Consider the following 18,807-nt stretch of genomic DNA (forward strand, 5'->3'; position numbering starts at 1 on the left):
ATCCGTCAGGGTATCTCGTAAATCGAGAAGTTGTCGAACGACGAGCGATAAATCAAGTTCAGCCGGCTGCTTTCCATCGCCTGCTGGGCGTCGCCCATAGCCAGGACGTAGCGCGCGCCCAGGACTTTCAGAGCGGGGTTGGTCGGTGAAACCTTGACTCCCATCGTCCCTTCGTTGGGGTTGCTGAACGACACCTCGTGGTCGTCGGGCGTGTAATCGAAATGGACCTCGGCATAGCGGTTATAGAAGGCTTCGTTCTTCCCTTCCGGGTCGAGCGCCCGCCAGAGGTCGAGTTGCGGCGGCCATTGCACGCCGGTCAGCGACCGGCCGCCGAGTACTTGCACTAGCACGCCGGGGTAAATGCCGCCGTAGGCGATCCAGAATGGCCGCTCGCCGGGCTGTCGGCTGATCCGCGTGATTTCCGCCGCCAGCTCCGAATGGTAAAGGTGATCGAGATTTGTTGACAGCGGATTGAAAAGGACGGTGGTCGCCAGTTGCAGCACGACTATCCCCACGGCGAACTGGCACAGCCTTCCGGCGAGCAGGCGGTAGACGGCGACGCCCAGGTAACTGGCCAGGAATAGCGCCAACGGCGGCGTCGGAAAATTACCGGTGAGGCGCAGGAAGTAGAGGCTGTGGACGACGCAGAACAGGGCGAAGCCGGCGCCGGCAATCAAGGCCATCCGCCGCCGCCATCTCCCCGCGCCGGCGGCTCGCGGCTGCCGCAGGATGGCGCCGGCTTGCAGCGTCAGGATGATCGATGCGAGGCCGATGGTCAGGTCGGCGCGGTAGCTCGGTATGTAACTGATCAAGGTAATTCGGGCTACGCTTTCCGGCAGGCCGACCAGCAGAAAGAACAGCATCCCGGCGATGTAGACGATCATTGCCCAACCGACGGCGTCGAGCCCGCGGCGGAGCGACGGCACCAAAGGCAGGGCCAGCAGCACGGCGGGGAACAGGTAATAAAACGATGCCGCCTCGCTTGAGTTTTTCAACGCCGGGAACTCCTGGTCGTTGGTGAACAGGTTATAAAACCCTTTGAAGAGCAGGGCGAAAGAGTAGTCGCCGCCGGTTGATACGCGCCGCCCCGGGTAAATCGTGTCGCCCATAACTTTCAAGTCAGGCAGGCAGGCGGCTAGCCATAGAAGCGTCAGCCCGCCGGCCAGCCCCACCGCGAGCGCAAGGCAGACGCAGCGCAGGCGGAGGTGCGCTTTGATCGCCCGATGCAGCTTGTCGCGGACGAAGAGCGCCGCGAACAACAGGAGGCTGAAATAAGCCAGCGCCACTTGCCAGGGCGGATACATAATCATGACGAAGCCGGGCAGGCTCAACCCCAGCAGCACGGCGGAAATCAAGAGTGTGCGGCGACTGTTCGACGCGCACAGGTGATACGCGCACAGGCAGGCAATCGCCGCGAAGCAGGTGACGTGCGCCGGCCATTGCGACCAGCAGATGACGTAAGACGAACTGCCGAAAAGGAGCGCCCCGAGCGCCGCCAGCTTCCAGTCGCCTTTGAAAACGACCTCTAGCAATAGGAATAACCCGGTGAAGCAGCCGAAGACTTCGAACCACCAGAACCAGGCGACGCCGCGCTGCGCCCCTAAGAAGAAATAGCCCCAGGTTGCGGGCCGCGCCAGCGTCACGATGTGCCACACCGGTGTGTGCGGCACGACCAGCATGTTTTGGCCGTTGCCGATGCTGGTGTTGATGACCGGGAAGCGCGGGCGCTGGGCCAACTGGCTTAAGGCGTAAGGAGTGAAGATAAGCAGTTCATCCCAGCGAACCGGACGCGCTTGCGCCATCAAGAAGGTCTGCCGGCCTGCGAAGTCCATGCCCGACGACCGGCGTGCGGCTTGCGGCGAAAGACCGAACAGGTAACCGGTGTAGGGCTTTTCGGGCATCCACCAGCCGGCGGTGACGCCGGTTGATGAGCCGTGAATGCCGCAGGCGACCAGCAGAGCAAACAGCAGCCAGACGCCCGCCAACAACCGCGAACGCGGCCCGGCCTGCCGGAGTCTACGGATAACCCGCATGAAGGACGAACTTGCCATGTCTCTTGCGCTGGTGGCAATCATCGGCCTGGCTTATTGCGGTTTGCGAAAGCGTGCGACCCGGGAGCGCGGGCGTCCCGCCCGCCGCTCCGCGTATGCACAAGATCGGCGGGCAAGATGCCCGCGCTCCCAGGCTTCAGCCAATCGCGAACCGCTATAGACGGAATCGGTATTCGCTAGTTTTGCGCCTCGACGCCACGGCGGTTATTGCTGTGGGCCGCCATCGGCGGCGCGCTGATTGAGCTGTTGTTCGAGCAGCGCCAGCCGTTGCGCGAGTTGCTTATTATGCTTATTCAGGCGCGACAGGACAACCGAGAATTGCAGGTTGATCAGGCAAATCGCAAAGAAGGCAAGCATCAGGATGAAGCCGGGATTATGAACCCCCAGCGCCATGCTCAGGGCGTCGAGCGGGCGCGTCGCCAGCGGCGCAAATAACATGACGAGCCCGGCGGCTACCCAGAGGAAAGCATATTTTTCATCGAGCCGCTTACGTCGTACTAATTGAATGATCGTCAGCAGCACGAGCAGGCTCGCCACGGCCATCATGATCCGGGTGGTTAAGGGCATGGCGTTCTCCTTGTTGAAGCATGCGTTTCTGTGTCAGGGCGATGAAGATCGAGAAGAGCATTTTATAAACGTAATAGAGCGTCTTCGCGCCGCTGTGCATGGATTGACCGCGCAGCCGCGGGCGGATCGTCACCGGCACTTCCTTGATGCGAAAGCCCGCGAAGTAAAGGCGAATCAGGGTGTCGGCGTCGGGATAATCGTGCGGGTAGTTGTCGTTGACGAAGAAGCGCATCAGGCGGCGATGAATCGCTTGAAAGCCGCTGGTCGGGTCGGTGATTTGCTGGCGCGTGAACCACGAGGCCAGCTTGCGAAATAGCGAGATGCCGAGCCGGCGACCGAGCGGAATCGCATAGTCGGCCTTGCCGAGAAAGCGCGAGCCGAGCGCCAGGTCTGCTTCACCGGCCTCGACCGGCTCAAGCAGTTGCGGGATATACTGCGGGTCGTGCTGGCCGTCGCCGTCAATCAACACGCAAACGTCATAACCGTTCTCGACCGAGTAGAGCAGCCCCGTCTGTACCGCCGCGCCATAGCCGAGGTTGAACGGCAGGCGCAGCACCTTTACGCCGGCTGCCGCGGCCACGCGCGCCGTCGCGTCTGCCGAGCCGTCGTCAACGACGATAATGTCTATGGCCGCGTGCAGGGCGCGGATTTCAGCGATCACCGCGCCGATGTTTTCGGCTTCGTTATAGGCCGGAATGATGACCAGGCTTTTCATGAATTGACGTGTTACCACCAGACGACTGCGAGCAGCATCAGTCGCATGACATAAAACAACGGGTTGAAGACCAGCCGCGCCACGGCGGCATCCAGCCCGCCCGACGCCTGTCCGAAATCGATGGCGAACCCTGTGCCGCGGAGCATCTCGCGGTCGCGGACCTGGCGCAGCGATTGTGTCGCGCGCCGCTTGCTGAGAATCAAACGCCAGTTCCTCAGCATCCAGCCGTAAGCGCGCAGCTTGTTACCGATGTTGTGCCGGTCTTTCAGCAACACGAAGCTCCAGGTGATGACCTCGGCCACGAAATAGGCCGGCGACAAAAGCAATAGCGTCGGCCAGCGCAGGCTCTTGATGAGCATCAGGTAACGATTGCGCTCCTCCCAGAAAACCTTCAGCGGCGTGATGCGCAACTCGTAATCATGCAGCACGAGGCTGTCGGGCGCATAGACGGTCTGCCAGCCGTTGAGCCGGGCGCGCCAGGATAAATCGGTGTCTTCGAGGTAGAGGAACATCTCTTCATCGAAGCCGCCGAGCCGCTCGAACAGCTCGGCGCGAATTGCGAAGGCCGCTCCCGAAATGGCCCCGACCGGCTCGCTCCGCAAGTAAGTGTCACGCGCCTGCCCCATGCCGCGACAGAGCGTCAGCCCCGTCAGATGGATGTTACAGCCGCAAGTGTTCAGGCGTTGCGGGTCGTTCAGTAAGAGAATGCGCGCCGTCGTCAGCCCTGTGCGGTCGTCGGCTTCAAGCGGTCGGACGAGCGCCTCGATCCAGCCCGGTTCGACCACTGTGTCGGGATTCAAAAAAACCAGCGCGCGGCTGTGCGTATGCCGCGCTCCGAGATTGCAGCCGCCGGCAAAGCCGAGGTTGACGGATGAGCGAATCAGCTTGACGTCGGGGAAGCGCTCGGCAATGGCGTCGGCGTTGCCTTCGACTGAAGCGTTGTCGACGACGACCAGATCACAATCGGTTGGCAGCGCGTGGCGCAATGACGCCAGGCACGCCAGCAGCTTTTGCCTGGCATTATAGCTGACGATGACGACGCCGGCGCGAAACGGCCGCGGCTCTCGGCAGACGTTTTCCAGGCTTTCGATTGATTCGACCGCAGTGCTCACGAATGACGGGAGACCCTTCAAAAAATTCCTGGCAATCCGTCAAAAGGGGCTAGAGATTGCACTCTGTATGCTACCAGCGATTGGCTTTTCGTCAAACCTATTTATGCTGAACGGTCGCAACTCGTCTGCGACCTCCTGCCCGATGAGACAGTGGGCGATGATTTCGGCGGTCACAGGGGCAAGCAAGATACCGTTGCGGAAATGGCCGGTCGCCAAAAAAAGGTTAGCGACCGCACACGGCCCGATCACCGGCAAATGATCTTCGGTGTCGGGGCGGAAGCCCGCCCAGGTCTCGACGATTTCACTACCGGCGAGCGAGGGCACCAGCTCGATGGCCGCGTCGAGCAGGCCGCGAATGCCGCCGGCGGTGACGGCTTTGTTGAAGCCGACATATTCGACGGTCGCGCCAATGACGATGCGGCCATCATTGCGCGGCACCAGATAAACATGGCTGGAATGCAGGACGTGGCGAATCGGCATTGCCGAGCCGCGCACGGCGAGCATCTGACCGCGCGCCGGGGTGACCCGTACGCGCAGGCCGACGGGTTCGAGCAAACGGCTCGACCAGCTTCCCGCGGCGACGACGACGGCGCTGGCCTTCACGGGCACGCCATTACAGACGACCCCTGTTGTCTTGTCGCCTTCGACGATCAGTCGGTTGACCTCAACGCCTTCGACGACTTCGACGCCGGCGCGGCGCATCGCCGTGTCGAGCGCGTCCAGCAGCCTGCGATTTTCGACCTGATGATCGCCGGGGATGTAAACGGCTCTGGCGGCCAGTTTCGTGACCGCCGGCTCAAGCGCGGCGAGATCGCCGGCGGTTAATTCTTCAAGCGGCAGTGCCGCGCTCTTCTGCCAGGACGCCCAGCGAGCAATCTCATTCGGGTCTTCGCCGGTGAGCGCGACACAGAGCGTGCCTTCGTCGCGATATTCGATGTCAACGCCGGAGAGGGCTTCGAGAAGGCGAGCGAACTCCGGGTAGAGGGCGCGGCTGCGCAAACAGAGATCGAGGAAAGGGCCGGGCTCGGCGGCTTCGGCCTGCGGCGACAGCATGCCTGCGGCGGCGCGCGACGCTTCGCATCCCGTCCGCCCGCGCTCGATAAGCGTGGCTTGCAGCCCTGCGCGAGCCAGCCGCAGGGCAATCGAGCAACCGATGACACCGCCGCCGACGATAATCACGTCCCTGGTCATAAGCCACTATCCTAGCAGCCGCCGCCCGTGGCGCGCGAGCCGCCGGTGGCCGCCAAAAAAAGTGGATTACACCCTTGACTCTGGACTCGACTACAGGGTCTATAATGAGAATGGGAGAAGCGAGAAGATGAAAGCAACGATCAAGACAACCAGCGCAAAAACGCCGCCGCTCAAGGCGGCAATGAAGATCGGCGAAGTATCGCGGCTGAGCGGCATCGGTATCGAGGCGCTGCGCTTTTACGAAAAGCAGGGGCTGCTTGGGCGGCCCGCGCGCACAGGGAGCGGCTACCGCCTCTACGGCGCAGAGGTGCTGGAGCGGCTCGACTTCATCAAGCGGGCGCAAGTCCTGGGATTCTCGCTTGCCGAGATCAGCCGCATCATCACCCACAAGCAGGCGGGGGAAAGCCCCTGCGCAGAGGTGCGCGACATCGTCCGCGCCCGGCTCGCCGAGATCGATGAGCGCATACGTCAGATGCGTCGTTATCGCAAAGACCTGGCGGCGGCGCTCGACGAGTGGGAGCAGGCGGGCGACCGCGAAGGTCACATCTGCGGCTTGATCGAAAGCACCGCGATCAAGCATACGTTGCCCGAAAAACCTGTGCTGAAGCGAGGCAAGCGATGACCACTCAAGTGATCGATCCGGTGTGCGGCATGACGGTCGCGCCTGAGCGCGCCGCCGCGCATTCGGAGTACGAAGGCAAAACTTATTACTTCTGTGCGCCGGGCTGCAAAGCGCGGTTCGATGCCGGCCCGACAGGTTACCTGAAGGCCGATCCGGCCTCGCGAAGAATGCCTGTGCCGGCCGTGCAGGCTGGCGGCTTGAAGATGAGTCGCGCGCCGCAAATGCCTGTAGCCTTGTCGCCATCAAAATCAAAGGATAGCGACGCATTGCGGGCGGACGAGCAGCCGTCGAGCGGTCAGCGTGAGTCAACCCGTGCTGAGCTTGAACGAATTGACCTGGCCATCACCGGCATGAGCTGCGCCGCCTGCGCGCATCACATCGAACAGAGTCTGTCTGCGACCACAGGCGTGCATCGCGCCAATGTGAACTTTGCGACCGCGCGCGCCACCGTCGAATATGATCCGCAGGCGACAGGCTTGCATAACCTCGTCACCGCCGTCGCAAGTGCGGGCTATCGCGCCGCCGGCCTGGAAGCCGAAGCGGGCATTGAAACGGATGCCGAAACCGCTGCGCGCCAGGCAGAGTACCGTGACGCGCGGCGCAAATTCTCGGTCGCCGCTTTGCTGTCGCTGCCTGTGCTGGTGATAGCGATGTCGCATGGCCGGATCGCGGCGCTGAACTTTGCCGGCGTCGAGTGGCTGCAACTGGCGTTGACGACGCCGGTGATCTTCTATTCCGGCTGGCCGTTTTATCGCGGCGCGTGGACGGCATTTCGCCATCGGCTCGCAGACATGAACACGCTGATCGCCGTCGGCACAGGTGCGGCCTATCTCTATTCGCTGGCGGCGACGGTTGCGCCCGGCTTCTTTGTCACAGGTCACGCGGGAATGCCGGGGATGGCCAAACCGCCGGTTTACTTTGAAGCAGCGGGCGTCATCATCGCCTTGATCCTGCTCGGCCGCTTGCTCGAAGCGCGCGCCCGCGGGAAGACGAGCGCGGCGATTCGCAAGCTGGCCGGATTGCAAGCGAAGACGGCGCGCGTCATACGCGAGGGCCGCGAGCAAGACCTTGCCATCGGTGACGTTGTCATCGGCGAGACGATCATCGTGCGGCCCGGCGAAAAGATTCCGGTTGACGGCGTCCTCATCGACGGCGAATCGGCGGTAGACGAATCCATGCTGACCGGCGAAAGTCTGCCGGTTGACAAAGGCGCGGGCGACCCCGTCTACGGCGCGACCATCAATAAGAGCGGCGCATTCAAATTCAGAGCGACGAAGGTAGGAAAGGATACGGTCCTGCAACAGATTGTCCGCATGGTGCGGGAGGCGCAGGGCTCGAAGGCGCCAATTGCGCGATTGGCCGACCGCATTAGCGGCGTCTTCACGCCGGTGGTCATCGCCATTGCCATCGCGACGTTCGTCGTCTGGTTCGCGGCATCGCCTGTTGACACACGCCTGCCGCTGGCTTTGCAGGCGTTCGTGGCTGTGCTGATCATCGCCTGCCCATGCGCTCTCGGATTGGCGACGCCGACGGCAATTATGGTCGGGACCGGAAGAGGTGCGGAAAACGGCGTCCTCATCAAAGGCGGCGAGAGTCTGGAGACTGCACAACGGCTACAAACCATCGTCCTCGACAAGACCGGCACGATCACTCGTGGCAAGCCGGAGCTGACCGATGTGACTGTGGCGGAGGGCTTCGACGAACAAACTCTCTTGCGCCTGGTTGCGACGGCTGAGAATGTCAGCGAGCACCCAATCGCCGCCGCCATCGTGCGCGGCGCGACTGAGCGCGGAGTGCGGATCACAGAAGCGCGCGCGTTCAACGCCATTGCCGGGCACGGCGTCGAGGCGCGGGTTGATGATCATCAAGTACTGGTCGGCAATGCCAGGCTCATGCGCGAGCGCCATGTCGCGCTCGGTGACTTTGCGAGTCGCGCCGCCCGCTTTGCGGTTGAAGGCAAGACGCCGATGTTCGCGGCGCTTGATGGCAAGGTTGCGGGCCTGCTTGTCGTAGCCGATCAGGTCAAGCCGGAATCGCAAGCGGTCATCAGCACGCTGCAAGCGATGGGCATCGAGGTGGTGATGATGACCGGCGACAGCCACGCCGCCGCCGAGGCCGTCGCCCGCCAGGTCGGCATCACGCGCGTGCTCGCGGAGGTTTTGCCTGACGCGAAGGCCGACGAGATCAAGCGTCTGCAAGCCGAGAAGAAAGTTGTCGGCATGGTCGGTGACGGCATCAATGATGCGCCGGCACTGGCGCAGGCCGATGTCGGCATTGCCATCGGCAGTGGCACGGACGTAGCGATTGAAGCGGCGGACGTGACACTGATTGGCGGCGATCTGCGCGGTGTGGTGACGGCGATCAAGCTGTCACGCGCCACGGTGCGAACGATCAAGCAGAATCTCTTCTGGGCGTTCATCTACAACGTCATCGGCATCCCCATTGCCGCGGGGCTGCTCTACCCGCTGACCGGCTGGCTGCTGTCGCCGATCATCGCCAGCGCCGCGATGTCGCTGTCGAGCGTCTCGGTTGTTACCAACAGCCTGCGCTTGCGGCGGTTCCGCGCCACAATCGCCGGCTGATTGTTGATGTTTGCGCGCCAGGATTGTGGTATGATCTCCGCAGACAGACGCACAAACAAAAGAGTCGCAAGGATCAGGTGAAAGAAATGTCCGTGCAGCCTCAAAGATATTACTTCAACGTTGATGACTATTACCGCATGGCTGATGCAGGTGTCTTCCCCATGGATGCTCGCGTAGAGTTGATTGATGGGGAGGTCATTGAAATGAGTCCAATTGGTAACCGTCATGCCGCGTGTGTAGACCGGCTGAATACGGTCTTGAATGGAGTCTTCAAGGGCAAAGTGATTGTCCGTGTGCAAGGCCCCATTCGCCTGAATGATTTTTCAGAGCCACAGCCGGACATCGCCCTGCTCAAGCCGCGCAAGGATTTTTATTCCAGCGCGCACCCAACGCCCGCCGACGTGCTGCTAGTTATAGAAGTCGCCGACACTTCGGTTAATTTCGACTGCCGCGTCAAGCTGCCGCTCTACGCGCGCGCCGGCATTCCCGAAACCTGGATAATGATCCTGCCCAAAGACTTCATTGAAGTTCACAGCCAGCCGGTCAACGGCAAATACCAGAAAGTCCAGCGGCTGAAGCGCGGCAAGGCGCTGGACTCGCCGACCGTTGCCGGGCTCAGCTTCAAAGTCGCCGACCTGCTCGGTTAATCACGCCGACCGCCACCGCTTGACGAACCCCGGTTGCAGCTTCTATCATCGAACGTTCGTTCGAATTGATCTGCAAAGTCTATAGCCTATGCCTGCTGAAGCGCAGTCCAAATACGATCAACGGCTCGTCTTCGTGCTTAAAACGGCGGCGGCCATCTTTGCTGAAAAAGGTTACCACTCGACCTCGATCCGCGACATCGCGCGCGCCACGAAGATGAGTCTTTCCGGCCTTTATTACTATTTCAAAAGCAAAGAGGAGCTGCTCTTTCTCATCCAGGATTACTGCTTCAGCACGGTGCTTGACGATTGCCGGCGGCTGTTGGAAGGCGTCAATGATCCCGTGCATCAGTTGAAGCTCTTGATTGAGAATCATCTCAACTACTTCGTGCAGAACATGAACGAAATGAAAGTGCTGTCGCACGAAGCCAACGCCATTAGCGGCGAGCTGTTCAAGAAGGTCAACAACAAGAAGCGGCAATACGTTGACCTGGCCATGAAACTGCTCGGCGAAATCGCCCGTGTCTACCGCATCAACGACATAGACATTCGCGTGGCGACCTTTTCGCTCTTCGGCATGATGAACTGGATATATAACTGGTACAGCCCGCGCAAGGATGTCGATGTGGCAGGTCTGTCGCAAACCATCACGCGGCTGTTTTTGTCAGGATTCCTGGGCAACAACAGGATTCAGACGGAGCAACTGGAAACCGGGCGCGAATCGCATCTGGATCGCTCGGTTTCCATCTGGCAGCAATAAAACGACCGATGAACGATGGCCGACGACCGCCGCAGGCCGTTGGTCACTGTTCGCAGTATGGAGATCATTCTATGACCAGAGAAGCGATGGAGAACCGGCTCATCAATTACACGGTCGAAGATGGCATTGCCGTCATCGAGCTGAACGACCCGCCGGCGAATACTTACACCTACGAGATGATGCGCGACTTTGACGACGCCATTCTCGAAGCGCGCCTCGACGAAGACGTGCATGTCATCGTCATTCGCGGCGCTGGCGAGAAGTTCTTCTGCGCCGGTGCCAATATCAAGATGCTGCTGTCGGCGACGCCGCAGTTCCGCTACTTCTTCAGCCTGCATGGCAACGAAACGCTGATGCGTCTGGAGAACACGCAGAAGCTCACAATCGCGGCCATCAATGGCCACGCCACCGGCGGCGGTTTGGAGATCGCCCTGGCCTGCGACCTCCGCGTCGCCAAGCGTGGCCCTGGCAAGCTTGGATTGCCGGAAATCAATCTCGGACTGCTGCCCGGCATGGGCGGCACACAGCGCTTGCCGCGCCTGATTGGCAAAGGCCGCGCGATGGAAATTCTCGCCACAGGGCAACTGCTTTCGGTTGATGAAGCCCAGCAGGCGGGACTCGTCAACCAGGTCTTTGACGAAGAAGGCTTCAACGAAAAAGTGATCGAATACGCGCGGCAGTTTGTCGCCCCGGCAAAGGCGAGCAAGGCGGTCGGCCTCATCAAGCGCTCGGTGCAGACCGGCTTTGAGCTGCCGCTTGCCGAGGCGCTCGCCTTCGAGCGCGAGCTATTACAACAGCTTTTCGAGAGCGAAGACGCTCAGGAAGGGCTCGACGCCTACACCAAAAAACGGCAGGCGCAGTTTAAAGGGAAATAGGAGATGGGTGTCGGGTGTTGGGTAATCGGTGTCAGGTGATGGGTGCCGGACAACGCGGCTCTCTTTCCCATCAACTATCACCTGACACCCAACACCCATCACCCAAACGGAGGGAATTATATGGCAAAGATGTATATCGCGGGAGAGTCGGTCGAGGCGCTGGCCGGCGATACTTATGAAGTGCGCAATCCGGCTAACGGCGAAGTGGTTGACACGCTGCCCAAGGGCAACGCCGACGATGCGCGCCGCGCCATTGACGCCGCGGCGGCGGCTTTCGAGGAATGGTCGCATACGACATCGGAAGAGCGCGCCAAGCTATTATTCAAAGCCGCTGAGCTGGTTAACGACGAGCGCAAAGCCCTCGCCGAGTTGTTGACCAAAGAGCAGGGCAAGCCGTTTATGGAAGCCGGCGGCGAGCTGGAACACTTCCATCACGGGATCGAGTTCTACGCCGGCCTCGCCTCGAAAGTGCGCGGCGCGCAGGTGCCGCTGCCGGCGAAGAACGCCTATGGCATGGTGATTCGCCGTCCCGTAGGCGTTTGCGGCGCGATTGTGCCGTGGAATTTCCCGATCACCCTGATGGGCACGAAGGTTGGCCCGGCGCTGGCGGCGGGAAACACAGTCGTCGTCAAGCCCGCTTCGACGACGCCGCTGACGACGATCCGCATCATCGAGCTGATGAATCAGGCGGGCATTCCGAAGGGCGTCCTGAACGTCATCACGGGGCCGGGCGGCGTCGTCGGCGAAGAGTTGCTGGTCAACTCGAAGGTGCGGCGCATCGCCTTTACCGGAGAATCCTCGACCGGCAAGCACGTCGCAGAGGTCGCCTGCGGCGACTTCAAGCGGGTGACGCTAGAGCTGGGCGGCTCGGACCCGATGATCGTTTGTGATGACGCCGACATTCAAAAAGCGATCACCGGCGCGATGGTCGGGCGCTTCTGGAACGCCGGCCAGGCGTGTCTTGCGGTCAAACGGCTATTCGTCTTCGACAAGGTGTACGACGAGTTCGTCAATGGTCTGATTGGCAAGGTGTCGCGCTATGAAGTCGGTGACGGCATGTCGAAGGCAGAGAAGCCGAAGATCCGCATGGGGCCCCTGCACACCGCGGCGCAGCGCGACGAGATCGAAGCGCAGGTCAACGACGCCATTGATCGCGGCGCGAAAGTGCTGCTCGGCGGCGCGCGGCCCGAAGGCGCGCAGTATGACAAAGGCAACTATTACCTGCCGACGATTTTGACGGATGTCCCGGATGACGCGCGTGCCGTGCGCGAAGAAACCTTTGGGCCGTTGCTGCCGATCTTCCGCGTCAGCAGTCTCGACGAGGCGATTGAAAAAGCGAACCAGTCTATTTATGGGCTGGGCTCCTCGATCTGGACGAAGAACCTGGACAACATCGAAACGGCGATTGACCGCATCGAGGCCGGCAACGTCTGGGTGAACTCGCTGCATTACGGCTACGACGAGCTGCCGTTTGGCGGCGTCAAGGCCAGCGGCTTCGGGCGCGAGCATGGTCCAGAGGCGCTCGACTATTATCTCGAACCCAAGGGCGTGGTGATTACAAGATAAGTGACAAGTGACGAGTAACAAGTAGACAAGAAGAAAGTGATGAGTGAGAAGCCGGTCGTATGGCGTTCGTTCCGCTCTTGTCACTTGTCACTCGTCACTTGTCATTCCTGGAGAGGTTATGGCTCAAATGTTAATTGGCGGCGAGTGGGTCGGCTCGCGCAGCGGCGATTATATCGAAGTGATGAATCCGGCGACCGGCGAGGCGGTTGACAAAGCGCCGCGCGGCACCGCCGAAGATGCCCGCGAAGCGATAGACAATGCTCACGAGGCATTCGCGGTGTGGAGCGAATGGACGCAGGCCAAACGCGCCGATGTGCTGCGCCGCGCCGTTGGGCTCTTTCACACTAACGAAAAAGAACTCGCGACGTTGCTGACCAGAGAGCAGGGCAAGCCGTTGCGCGAAGCGACGCTGGAAATCCGCCGCTTCGCCCACACCATCGAATACTACGCCGGGCTCGGCAAGAACATTCGCGGCGGCTACATTCCGCAGATTGACGAGAACAAGTATGGCTTGATCATCAAGCGCCCGCTCGGCGTCGTCGGCGCCATCGTGCCGTGGAACTTTCCCGTGTCGCTGATGGGCAACAAGATCGGGCCGGCGCTGCTGGCCGGCAACACAATGGTCATCAAGCCTGCTGAAACGACGCCGCTGACCGACCTGCGCGTCGTCGCCTTGTTCCTCGACGCCGGGCTGCCCAAAGGCGTGATGAACGTCGTCACAGGGCCGGGCTCGGTGGTCGGCAACGAGATCGTCACCAACGACAAAGTTCGCAAGATCGGCTTCACAGGCTCTACGGAAGTCGGGCGGCGAGTGATGGCGTCGGCGGCGCAGACCATCAAGCGGGTGACGCTAGAGCTGGGCGGCTCGGACCCGATGATCGTCTGTGATGACGCCGACCTGGATGAGGCAGTGAAGGCGGCGGCGGTGGGCCGCTTCTTCAACTGCGGCCAGGCGTGTCTGGCCATCAAGCGGCTCTACCTGTTCGATGCGATTGCCGACCCGTTCATCGATAAGCTGGCGGCGCGCGTCAAGAAGCTGCGCGTCGGCAACGGCCTTGCGGAAGGCACGATGGTCGGGCCGCTGCACAGCCAGTCGCAGCGCGACGAGATCGAAGCGCAGGTCAATGACGCCGTTGAGCGCGGCGCGCGCGTGCTTGTGGGCGGCGACCGTTTGCGCGGCGAAGGCTTCGACAACGGTTACTTCTACGCGCCGACCTTGCTTGCGGACGTGCCCGAAGATGCGCGCGTTGCCACTGAAGAGGTCTTCGGCCCGGCGCTGCCGGTCTTTCGTGTCGGCTCGCTCGATGAAGCCCTCGCCAAAGCCAACGACTCGATTTACGGGCTTGGTTCTTCGATCTGGACGAACGATTTGACACGCGCAACGCGGGCCGCCGAGCGGCTCGAAGCCGGCTACACCTGGGTCAACTCGGCGCAGATCATTTACGACGAGCTGCCATTTGGCGGCTTCAAGCAGAGCGGCTATGGCAAAGAGCATGGCATCGAAGCGCTCGACTTCTACAGCGAAACCAAATCGGTGGTCGTCGCTACAAAAAGCAATGACAAGTGACAAGTGACAAGTGACAAGAGCGAACGGGATGAGTATCCCTCACTTGTCACTTGTCACTTGTCACTTGTCACTTGTCACTTGTCACTTGTCACTCTTATGAACTACCAGACCCTGCTCTTCGAGCTGAAAGACCGCATCGCGACGATCACGTTTAATCGGCCTGACCGGCTGAATGCGATCAACGAGGCGATGCGCGAAGACTTCGCCCGTCTGTTCGACGAGATTCAGACGAACGAAGAGATCGGCGTGATTATATTCACCGGCGCGGGCCGAGCTTTTTCGGCGGGCGGCGACATGGAGTACTTCGAGCGCGACTGGCGCACGACGCAGTTTCGCGCCGAGAATCACCGGCTGACACAATTCTTCGACGAGCTTGAGCTGATCGAAAAACCGGTCCTTGCCGCCATCAACGGGCCTTGCACAGGTGCCGGCTTGCAGATCACCCTGTCGTGTGACCTGCGAATTGCGTCGGATCAAGCGCGCTTCGGCTTTCGCGAAAACAACATCGGCTTGATTCCCGGCGCCGGCGGTTGTTCGCGGCTGGTGAAGCTGATCGGCTACGGCAGGGCGAAAGAATTGATCTTCACCGGCGAGATGATCGCGGCCAGTGAAGCCGAGCGCATCGGCCTGATCAACCGTGTCGTGCCGCACGACGAGCTGATGGCGCACACGCGGCAACTGGCCGAGCATCTGCTGACGCGCGCGCCCGAAGCATTGGGGCTGGCCAAGCGACTGTTATGGCATTCGGTGACGAGCGATTTTGCGACGGGTCGCATGCTGGAAGCCCTGGCGCAGAGTGTGTTGATTAAATCTAATGATCACCGCGAAGGGGTTCGCGCTTTTCGCGAAAAGCGCAAGCCGCAGTTCAAGGGCGAGTAGCGGAGGATGAACGACAATGGCTTTTGAAAACGTACTGATCGAGAAACGCGGGCATGTCGCGATGCTGACGATCAACCGGCCCGACAAGCTGAATGCGCTGAACATTCCGACACGCAACGAGATTCTGGCGGCGCTCGATGAGCTGGAAAAAGATGATGAGGTTCGCGTCGTCGTCGTTACCGGCGCCGGCGAAAAAGCCTTCATCGCCGGCGCCGACATCAACGAATTCGCCGGCATGACGGCGGTGGCGCAGCGCGCCGTGATGAAGGGGCGGCGGGCGTTCGATGCCGTCGAAGATTTTCCGAAGCCGGTCATTGCCATGATCAACGGCTTTGCGCTCGGCGGCGGCTGCGAGCTGGCGCTGGCCTGCGACCTGCGCATCGCATCGTCCAGGGCGAAGTTCGGCCAGCCGGAAATCAAGCTTGGCATCATTCCCGGCGGCGGCGGCACGCAACGGCTGACGCGGCTGGTCGGCGAAGGCAAGGCGATGGAGCTGATCCTGACCGGCGACATGATTTCTGCCGATGAAGCCGAACGTCTCGGGCTGGTGAATATGGTCGTCGCGCCCGAAGAGCTGGAGGCCAAGACGATGGAGATGGCCAACAAGATCGCCGAGATGAGCCCTGTAGCGCTGGCGATGGCGAAGGCGGCGGTGAAGAATGCCGGGCGTCTGGACATGCGCGCCGGGCTGGACGCGGAAGTGGATCTGTTCGCGCTCTGTTTTTCGAGCGCGGACAAAGAAGAAGGCGTGCGCGCTTTTATTGAGAAGCGCAAGCCGGAGTTCAAGGGCCGCTAGTAGAGCAACCTGTTAGATGGCGCCAGGACTCGCGCCATCTAACAGGTTGCGCCACATCCGACTGAAGCATCGCGCTAGGTCAGGTCGAAGGTGAATTCCTTAACGATGTTCTTCTTGCCTTTCAGGTCTTGCGTCGCGAAATAGTTACTCATCTTCTTCAGCTCATCAACCAGCTTGCCGCCGCACGTCGTTTTGATAATGTACAGGCTCCGTTGGCGATGAAGAAAGCAGTAGTGAAGAACGCGGCCTGCTTGGACCTGCGCGCTGGCAGGGGCGCGGAAGTAGACTTGTCCGCGCCCCACTTTTCGAGCGGAAACAAAGTGGGCCAATTCCACTGTGAGATGTCAGCAACGAGAAAGGTCTCAGGGCCTACTGCACTTTTATATTGCCTGAGTTATCATCGTCGTTCGTCTCAAAGACCACACCGAACTTGAAGGTCTTGACGAAGTTATAGACCGGGGGCAGGAATCCGCGCTGAAAGGTGACTTTGAATCCTACTCTACCTACACCTACCCGGATTCCTGTAGAAACCTTAAGATCTGCTTGGAGCCAGTACTTGCTGCCTTTATCTGTCATGATGACTTTTTGTGTCATCTCGTCAAGCGTTGCCTCTTTCTTGAAGAGGTAACGCTCCAGCGCTTTAGCGGTGAGCGTGACGCGGCTGATCGGCTCGTTGGCGTCGGCTGCCTTAAAGATCAGGTTCAACTCGCCGCCGCTCTTAGCCCTTGCCAGGGAACGTTTCTCCTGCGTCGGGTCGTCGTTGTTGGTGAGGTTGCCGCCCACTTCAAATCCGATAGGCACCCATCGGAAATTCCAGAAGCCAGTCTGGCCTGCGAACGCGCGCGAGACGGTGGCGACCTGTAACTGGGTGTCCCAAAGCAGGTTGCTGACATTGCTGATGCCGCGATCACTGACATCGCCTTCAAACCTCAGGGCATTATCCCAGATGTAGGCGCGGATAAAGTTCTTTTGGAGATTAGCAATACTCTCAAGCGCTTTCTGTTCCGCCTCCCCTGAAGCTGAATCGCTAAAATCAGACTTAGACAAACCCGCCAACGCTGAAGTTATATTGGTTAATTCGGTATGGTCCAAATTCAGAAAACTCTTTCGGAAGTTAATTCCGACTTCGAAATGCCTGGGGTCGCTCAGGTTCTCGCTAGCCTTGTTAAGCTTGAAGCCAAGTATGATGTGGTCGAATAGAGAGGCTTGGCCCAGAGTCGCGGGACGAAGGTCTTTATTGAAACTAATGTCGGCACTGCCTTGTGAATCCCCCCCGCCTGAAGGGATCACAACATTGATACCGGCAAAGACATCTTTCTCCTCATCCGTCTTGGCATGGGCGACGGAGTTCTTAAGCGCCTCATAGTCCTGTTTTATCCTCTGATCTATGTTACCTGCATTGATAATCGTCCCAGTTGCGGTGGCGCCATCAACTTCAAGGGGCTGATGCGTAGTCGCATCCTTGAGATGAAGTTTATTGAAGCTGACCTGAACTTGATCATCGCCAGGATCCGCGAATGCCTCAGGCCCAGCATCTAACCCGATTTGGAGAAGCTTTAGACCCCGAAAGTTACCTCGATTCTTTGTCTCGCTGGCGACAATCGCGGTAGGTGGTACCACCTTGCCACTAGGTAAGTACTTTATGGTGAAATTTGATGGATTCAAATCATCCTTCACAAATCCTGCCGTACCGGTGTTATCCGTATCTTGGGGATCCGTAAGGAAGACCTCCAAGACGTGCCTAAAAAGAGGGACGGCGACACCGTTAAGCACCTTTGTGCCATTCTCCAGGTCATAAACTCGTACCACACCTATGCCATGCGAGCTCGCCTTAGTCGCTTCAATATCCTTAACGCCTCCCGCCTTTTGTCGAGCCACTGCGTTGTGGCACAGACAGGCCACTAAACTGAGCAGAAAGATTGAGAACAGAAACCGTCTAGACAGGTGGATCATAAGGTCTCCATCACAGTAACCATTCGTTACCGGCAGTTGGGGGTTAAGAATTTACCTGCTCTACCTTCTGTATGCGGTCTTCGGCAGGCAGTAGAATCCAATAGAGGCGGCGACCTTGGCGCTTGGTCCATCACAAAGGGCAACACAAGGGTCATTCGCCATAATGCCCGCAGCGCTAAACTAGGGCTTGGCTATCAGGTCTGTAAGGAGGTCTGCAACATCTCCAATGACGGTGCTAGGTGATGCAGTAATCTGCATAATCCCTCCCGCTAGTTCGGGGAGCAGATGAGCCAGCGTATCTATGAATGCTTGGATCTGCGCATCGTTTACAATCCCTACATCCTGAAACGCCAACTCACTAAGGCCCGCAGGCGAGACAATAAGTGGGTCGAGTTTTTGGATCTTTACGAACCCTGATGTTGTCGCACAAGCAATGGCAACCGCTCTATCTGCAATTTCACCTGGTGTTGGCATTTTAGTTTCCTCCAATGATTCAAGTAGTCGCAGAGATGCATCTCCGCATTCTTGAATCAATTAATGTTAATAGGCCGTGCAAGACTCACTTGCTCAGAGTAAGAGTCTTACACGTCAGATGCTAACGCCGGTCTCAGACTGCAACTGAGGTGGCGGCGAGTGTATTTTGCCTGACAGAAAAAGTCAACGGGCTCTCGGGTTACAAAAGGACTTCGGTAGAATTGCTTAAATCATTCTCCGAAATCTAAGAAAATAGGAGAACCGCCCAGTCCCTTACTGTAATTGCGAACCCGAACAGCTCATTGGATCACGGTTTTCGCACTCCCATTTGCTAATGGTAAGTGTGCTAAAAACGTTTCAGGATTTTTGTAGGAAGTTCACCTTGAGAAGTAGTTGAAAGCCATGAGAGGTAGGAAGGCTGCCAGCTAGGCGACTTCAACTGACAGCCTGATC

At 59.5% G+C, this 18,807-nt stretch carries 17 protein-coding genes; 9 read left to right on the forward strand and 8 right to left on the reverse strand.

Translation table 11 applies throughout. The annotated features are described in order from the left end of the window. Nucleotides 1-5: 5 nt before the first annotated feature. From VJ464_07670 to thiO, 5 genes are all read right to left on the reverse strand, one after another. On the reverse strand, nucleotides 6-2,051 hold the full coding sequence (locus VJ464_07670) for a hypothetical protein (protein ID HKQ04991.1): 2,046 nt from the start codon (nucleotides 2,049-2,051) through the stop codon (nucleotides 6-8). Between the two features lie 204 nt (nucleotides 2,052-2,255). Further along, a complete protein-coding gene (locus VJ464_07675; protein ID HKQ04992.1) occupies nucleotides 2,256-2,618 on the reverse strand; it encodes a DUF2304 domain-containing protein in 363 nt (120 codons plus the stop codon). Continuing rightward, on the reverse strand, nucleotides 2,539-3,333 hold the full coding sequence (locus tag VJ464_07680; GenBank protein ID HKQ04993.1) for a glycosyltransferase family 2 protein: 795 nt from the start codon (nucleotides 3,331-3,333) through the stop codon (nucleotides 2,539-2,541). Before VJ464_07680 ends, VJ464_07675 begins: the two co-directional genes overlap by 80 nt. 11 nt (nucleotides 3,334-3,344) lie before the next feature. Beyond that, nucleotides 3,345-4,445: a glycosyltransferase family 2 protein gene (locus VJ464_07685; GenBank protein HKQ04994.1), complete on the reverse strand. Its 1,101-nt coding sequence runs from the start codon at nucleotides 4,443-4,445 to the stop codon at nucleotides 3,345-3,347. A 39-nt stretch (nucleotides 4,446-4,484) separates the two neighbouring features. Further along, nucleotides 4,485-5,636: a glycine oxidase ThiO gene (thiO, locus tag VJ464_07690; GenBank protein ID HKQ04995.1), complete on the reverse strand. Its 1,152-nt coding sequence runs from the start codon at nucleotides 5,634-5,636 to the stop codon at nucleotides 4,485-4,487. A gap of 127 nt (nucleotides 5,637-5,763) precedes the next feature. Here thiO and VJ464_07695 point away from each other — a divergent pair, with 127 nt between their 5' ends. The 9 genes from VJ464_07695 to VJ464_07735 all read left to right on the forward strand — a co-directional run bounded on the left by VJ464_07695 (nucleotide 5,764) and on the right by VJ464_07735 (nucleotide 15,927). Then, on the forward strand, nucleotides 5,764-6,258 hold the full coding sequence (locus VJ464_07695; protein HKQ04996.1) for a heavy metal-responsive transcriptional regulator: 495 nt from the start codon (nucleotides 5,764-5,766) through the stop codon (nucleotides 6,256-6,258). Then, nucleotides 6,255-8,840 carry a heavy metal translocating P-type ATPase gene (locus VJ464_07700; protein ID HKQ04997.1) on the forward strand — a complete coding sequence of 862 codons (2,586 nt, stop codon included), beginning with the start codon at nucleotides 6,255-6,257 and terminating at the stop codon, nucleotides 8,838-8,840. Before VJ464_07695 ends, VJ464_07700 begins: the two co-directional genes overlap by 4 nt. Nucleotides 8,841-8,926: 86 nt before the next feature. Further along, nucleotides 8,927-9,487 (forward strand): Uma2 family endonuclease, encoded by a 561-nt coding sequence (locus VJ464_07705; protein HKQ04998.1) that lies wholly within the window; start codon nucleotides 8,927-8,929, stop codon nucleotides 9,485-9,487. A gap of 88 nt (nucleotides 9,488-9,575) precedes the next feature. Then, nucleotides 9,576-10,244: a TetR/AcrR family transcriptional regulator gene (locus VJ464_07710; GenBank protein ID HKQ04999.1), complete on the forward strand. Its 669-nt coding sequence runs from the start codon at nucleotides 9,576-9,578 to the stop codon at nucleotides 10,242-10,244. Between the two features lie 71 nt (nucleotides 10,245-10,315). Then, the gene (locus VJ464_07715; GenBank protein HKQ05000.1) at nucleotides 10,316-11,119 is read left to right on the forward strand and encodes an enoyl-CoA hydratase/isomerase family protein; all 804 of its coding nucleotides are present in this window, start codon (nucleotides 10,316-10,318) and stop codon (nucleotides 11,117-11,119) included. Between the two features lie 120 nt (nucleotides 11,120-11,239). After that, the gene (locus tag VJ464_07720) at nucleotides 11,240-12,685 is read left to right on the forward strand and encodes an aldehyde dehydrogenase family protein (protein ID HKQ05001.1); all 1,446 of its coding nucleotides are present in this window, start codon (nucleotides 11,240-11,242) and stop codon (nucleotides 12,683-12,685) included. Between the two features lie 118 nt (nucleotides 12,686-12,803). Then, complete coding sequence (locus tag VJ464_07725; protein ID HKQ05002.1) at nucleotides 12,804-14,252, forward strand: aldehyde dehydrogenase family protein; 1,449 nt, start codon at nucleotides 12,804-12,806, stop codon at nucleotides 14,250-14,252. Between the two features lie 96 nt (nucleotides 14,253-14,348). Continuing rightward, nucleotides 14,349-15,131, forward strand: coding sequence for an enoyl-CoA hydratase/isomerase family protein (locus tag VJ464_07730; GenBank protein ID HKQ05003.1), 783 nt, complete (start codon nucleotides 14,349-14,351; stop codon nucleotides 15,129-15,131). Between the two features lie 16 nt (nucleotides 15,132-15,147). Next, complete coding sequence (locus VJ464_07735) at nucleotides 15,148-15,927, forward strand: enoyl-CoA hydratase-related protein (GenBank protein ID HKQ05004.1); 780 nt, start codon at nucleotides 15,148-15,150, stop codon at nucleotides 15,925-15,927. Nucleotides 15,928-16,001: 74 nt separating this feature from the next. On the opposite strand, the gene VJ464_07740 is transcribed toward VJ464_07735, so the two are convergent. The 3 genes from VJ464_07740 to VJ464_07750 all read right to left on the reverse strand — a co-directional run bounded on the left by VJ464_07740 (nucleotide 16,002) and on the right by VJ464_07750 (nucleotide 18,354). Further along, a complete protein-coding gene (locus VJ464_07740) occupies nucleotides 16,002-16,262 on the reverse strand; it encodes a hypothetical protein (GenBank protein ID HKQ05005.1) in 261 nt (86 codons plus the stop codon). A gap of 34 nt (nucleotides 16,263-16,296) precedes the next feature. Continuing rightward, complete coding sequence (locus VJ464_07745; protein HKQ05006.1) at nucleotides 16,297-17,880, reverse strand: hypothetical protein; 1,584 nt, start codon at nucleotides 17,878-17,880, stop codon at nucleotides 16,297-16,299. 180 nt (nucleotides 17,881-18,060) lie between these two features. Then, nucleotides 18,061-18,354 (reverse strand): hypothetical protein, encoded by a 294-nt coding sequence (locus VJ464_07750; GenBank protein ID HKQ05007.1) that lies wholly within the window; start codon nucleotides 18,352-18,354, stop codon nucleotides 18,061-18,063. Nucleotides 18,355-18,807 lie beyond the last annotated feature (453 nt).

The sequence above is a fragment of the Blastocatellia bacterium genome (assembly GCA_035275065.1).
Classification (GTDB): Bacteria; Acidobacteriota; Blastocatellia; order UBA7656; family UBA7656; genus DATENM01.